General features: G+C 66.8%; 3 protein-coding genes. All 3 read left to right on the top strand.

The features are described 5' to 3' along the window. The coding region (locus GGR00_RS28100) for a Re/Si-specific NAD(P)(+) transhydrogenase subunit alpha (RefSeq protein ID WP_210315157.1) at window positions 1-1,291 on the top strand (1,291 nt) is incomplete at its 5' end. Continuing rightward, window positions 1,291-1,713 carry a proton-translocating transhydrogenase family protein gene (locus GGR00_RS28095; protein WP_055979896.1) on the top strand — a complete coding sequence of 141 codons (423 nt, stop codon included), beginning with the start codon at window positions 1,291-1,293 and terminating at the stop codon, window positions 1,711-1,713. The genes GGR00_RS28100 and GGR00_RS28095, both read left to right, overlap by 1 nt. Before the next feature lies 1 nt (window position 1,714). Further along, a complete protein-coding gene (locus GGR00_RS28090) occupies window positions 1,715-3,112 on the top strand; it encodes an NAD(P)(+) transhydrogenase (Re/Si-specific) subunit beta (protein ID WP_055979893.1) in 1,398 nt (465 codons plus the stop codon). The last annotated feature ends 69 nt before the right edge of the window (window positions 3,113-3,181 follow it).

Below are 3,181 nucleotides of genomic sequence, written 5' to 3'. Positions count from 1 at the left end.
AGAGATTGACGCGATTGAGAGCCGGGTTGGGGCTTCGCCGGAGACGGTGAAACGCCTTGTCGGGCTTGGCTTCGAGGTCGTGGTGGAGAGCGGGGCGGGGACGTCGTCGCGCATTCCCGATGCCGAGTTTGCCGCGGTCGGGGGCAAGATCGGCAAGGCGGCGGACGTTGCCAAGGCAGATGTCGTGCTGAAGGTGCGCCGTCCCTCCGAGGCCGAACTCAAGGGCTACAAGGCAGGTGCCGCGGTGCTCGCCACCATGGATCCTTATGGCAACGACGCCGCGGTGGCGGCGATGGCCAAGGCCGGGGTGACGGCATTCGCCATGGAGTTCATGCCGCGCATCACGCGTGCCCAGGTGATGGACGTGCTGTCGTCGCAGGCCAACCTCGCCGGCTACCAGGCGGTGATCGACGGTGCCGCCGAATATGACCGCGCCTTGCCGATGATGATGACGGCGGCGGGCACGGTGCCGGCGGCCAAGGTGTTCATCATGGGTGTCGGCGTCGCCGGCCTGCAGGCGATCGCCACCGCGCGGCGCATGGGCGCGATCGTGACCGCCACCGACGTGCGCCCGGCGGTCAAGGAACAGGTGGCGTCGCTCGGCGCCAAGTTCCTTGCCGTCGAGGACGAGGAGTTCAAGGCGGCCGAAACCGCCGGCGGCTACGCCAAGGAGATGTCCAAGGAGTACCAGGCCAAGCAGGCGGCACTCACCGCCGAGCACATCGCCAAGCAGGACATCGTCATCACCACCGCGCTGATCCCGGGCCGTCCGGCGCCGAAGCTGGTGTCGGCCCAGATGGTCGCCTCGATGAAGCCGGGTTCGGTGCTCGTCGACCTCGCCGTCGAGCGCGGCGGCAATGTCGAAGGTGCGGTCGCGGGCAAGATCGTCACGACAGCCAACGGGGCAAAAATCGTCGGCCACCTCAACGTGCCGGGCCGGGTCGCGGCGTCGGCCTCGCTGCTCTACGCCAAGAACCTGTTCGCCTTCCTCGAGACCATGGTCGACAAGACGAGCAAGCAGATCGCCATCAACCGCGACGACGAGCTGGTCAAGGCAACGATGCTGACCGACGCCGGCAAGGTGGTCCACCCCAACTTCGCCAACGCGGCAGCGGCTGCGGCAGCGGATAAACCAAAACCGGTCGTTGCCGGCCACAACCGCGGCGACGACCCGGCGGCAGATGGTGCGGCTACCAAACCGGCCAAGTCCGCCGCCAAGAAGCCCGCCGCCAAGAAGCCTGCCGCGCCGAAGGCCAGCGGGAAGAAGTCGTCCAAGCAGGGAGACGCGTGATGGAAGGTCTTCAGAAAGCCCTCGACCAGCTCGACCAGGCGGTCGCCGCCGTCCGGCTCGGCATCCAGGATCTCGCCACCAGCCAGGGCGCGGCGGAAGCCGCGGGCGACGCCGCGCATGCGCTGAGCGGCGGGGCGATCGACCCGTTCGTGTTCCGCTTCGCCATCTTCGTTCTGGCGATCTTCGTCGGCTACTACGTCGTCTGGTCGGTGACGCCGGCGCTGCACACGCCCTTGATGGCGGTGACCAACGCCATCTCCTCGGTGATCGTGGTCGGCGCGCTGCTCGCCGTCGGCATCGCCGCTTCCGGGCTTGCCACCGGCTTCGGCTTCGTTGCCCTGGTGCTCGCCTCGGTCAACATCTTCGGCGGCTTCCTCGTCACCCAGCGCATGCTGGCGATGTACAAGAAGAAGGACAAGTGACGTGACCCTGAACCTCGCTTCCTTCCTCTATCTGGTCTCCGGCATCCTGTTCATCCTGGCGCTGCGCGGCCTGTCGCATCCGACCACGTCGCGCCAGGGCAACACCTACGGCATGATCGGCATGGGCATCGCCATCGCCACCACGCTGGCGCTGGCCAAGCCCACGCTCGCAGGCCTCGGCCTGATCGTGCTCGGGCTCGCCATCGGCGGCGGCGTCGGTGCGGTCACCGCCCGGCGCATCGCCATGACCTCGATGCCGCAGCTGGTCGCAGCCTTCCACAGCCTCGTCGGCATGGCCGCCGTGATGGTGGCGGCGGCCGCCGTCTATGCGCCGGAAAGCTTCGGCATCGGCACCGTCGGCGCCATCCATGGCCAGGCGCTGGTCGAGATGAGCCTCGGCGTCGCCATCGGCGCCATCACGTTTACCGGCTCGGTCATCGCCTTCCTCAAGCTCGACGGCCGCATGTCGGGCAAGCCGATCATGCTGCCCGGCCGCCACGTCATCAACGCCGCACTGGGCATCGCGCTGGTGGTGCTGATCGTGCTGCTGGTGACGACCCAGTCGACGACCATCTTCTGGCTGATCGTCGCCGTGTCGCTGGTGCTCGGCGTGCTGCTGATCGTGCCGATCGGCGGCGCCGACATGCCGGTGGTGGTGTCGATGCTCAACTCCTATTCGGGCTGGGCGGCAGCCGCTCTCGGCTTCACGCTCGGCAATCTGGCGCTGATCATCACCGGTGCGCTGGTCGGCTCCTCGGGCGCGATCCTCAGCTACATCATGTGCAAGGGCATGAACCGCTCGTTCATCTCGGTCATTCTCGGCGGCTTCGGCGGCGAGACGGCTGCGGTAACCGACGACGGCATCGAGCGCACCGTCAAGCAGGGTTCGGCGGACGATGCCGCATTCCTGATGATGAACGCCCAGAAGGTCATCATCGTGCCGGGCTACGGCATGGCGGTGGCCCAGGCCCAGCATGCGCTGCGCGAGATGACCGACAAGCTCAAGGCCAATGGCGTCGAGGTCAAATACGCCATCCACCCGGTCGCCGGCCGCATGCCCGGCCACATGAACGTGCTCTTGGCCGAGGCCAACGTGCCTTATGACGAGGTCTTCGAGCTCGAAGACATCAATAGCGAGTTCGCCCAGGCCGACGTCGCCTACGTCATCGGCGCCAACGACGTCACCAACCCGTCGGCGCGCGACGACAAGGCCTCGCCGATCTACGGCATGCCGATCCTCGACGTCGACAAGGCCCGCACCTGCCTGTTCGTCAAGCGGTCGCTAGGCTCCGGCTATGCCGGCATCGACAACACGCTGTTCTACAAGGACGGCACCATGATGCTGCTCGGCGACGCCAAGAAGATGACCGAAGAGATCGTCAAGGCCATGGACCACTGAGCCGCAAGCTCGGAGCGCCAAGCCAAAAGCAACTCGGAAAAGCCCGGCTCACGCCGGGCTTTTTTGCAT

This window comes from Aminobacter aganoensis (assembly GCF_014206975.1).
GTDB classification, from domain to species: domain Bacteria; phylum Pseudomonadota; class Alphaproteobacteria; order Rhizobiales; family Rhizobiaceae; genus Aminobacter; species Aminobacter aganoensis.
The sequence above is the reverse complement of the archived record's forward strand: the minus strand, read 5'-3'. Positions and strand labels throughout refer to the sequence as shown.

What these genes read in the sequence shown, in the direction of transcription:
- GGR00_RS28095 (WP_055979896.1), top strand. Translation starts at nt 1,291, where the DNA reads ATGGAAGGTCTTCAGAAAGCCCTCGACCAGCTCGACCAGGCGGTCGCC.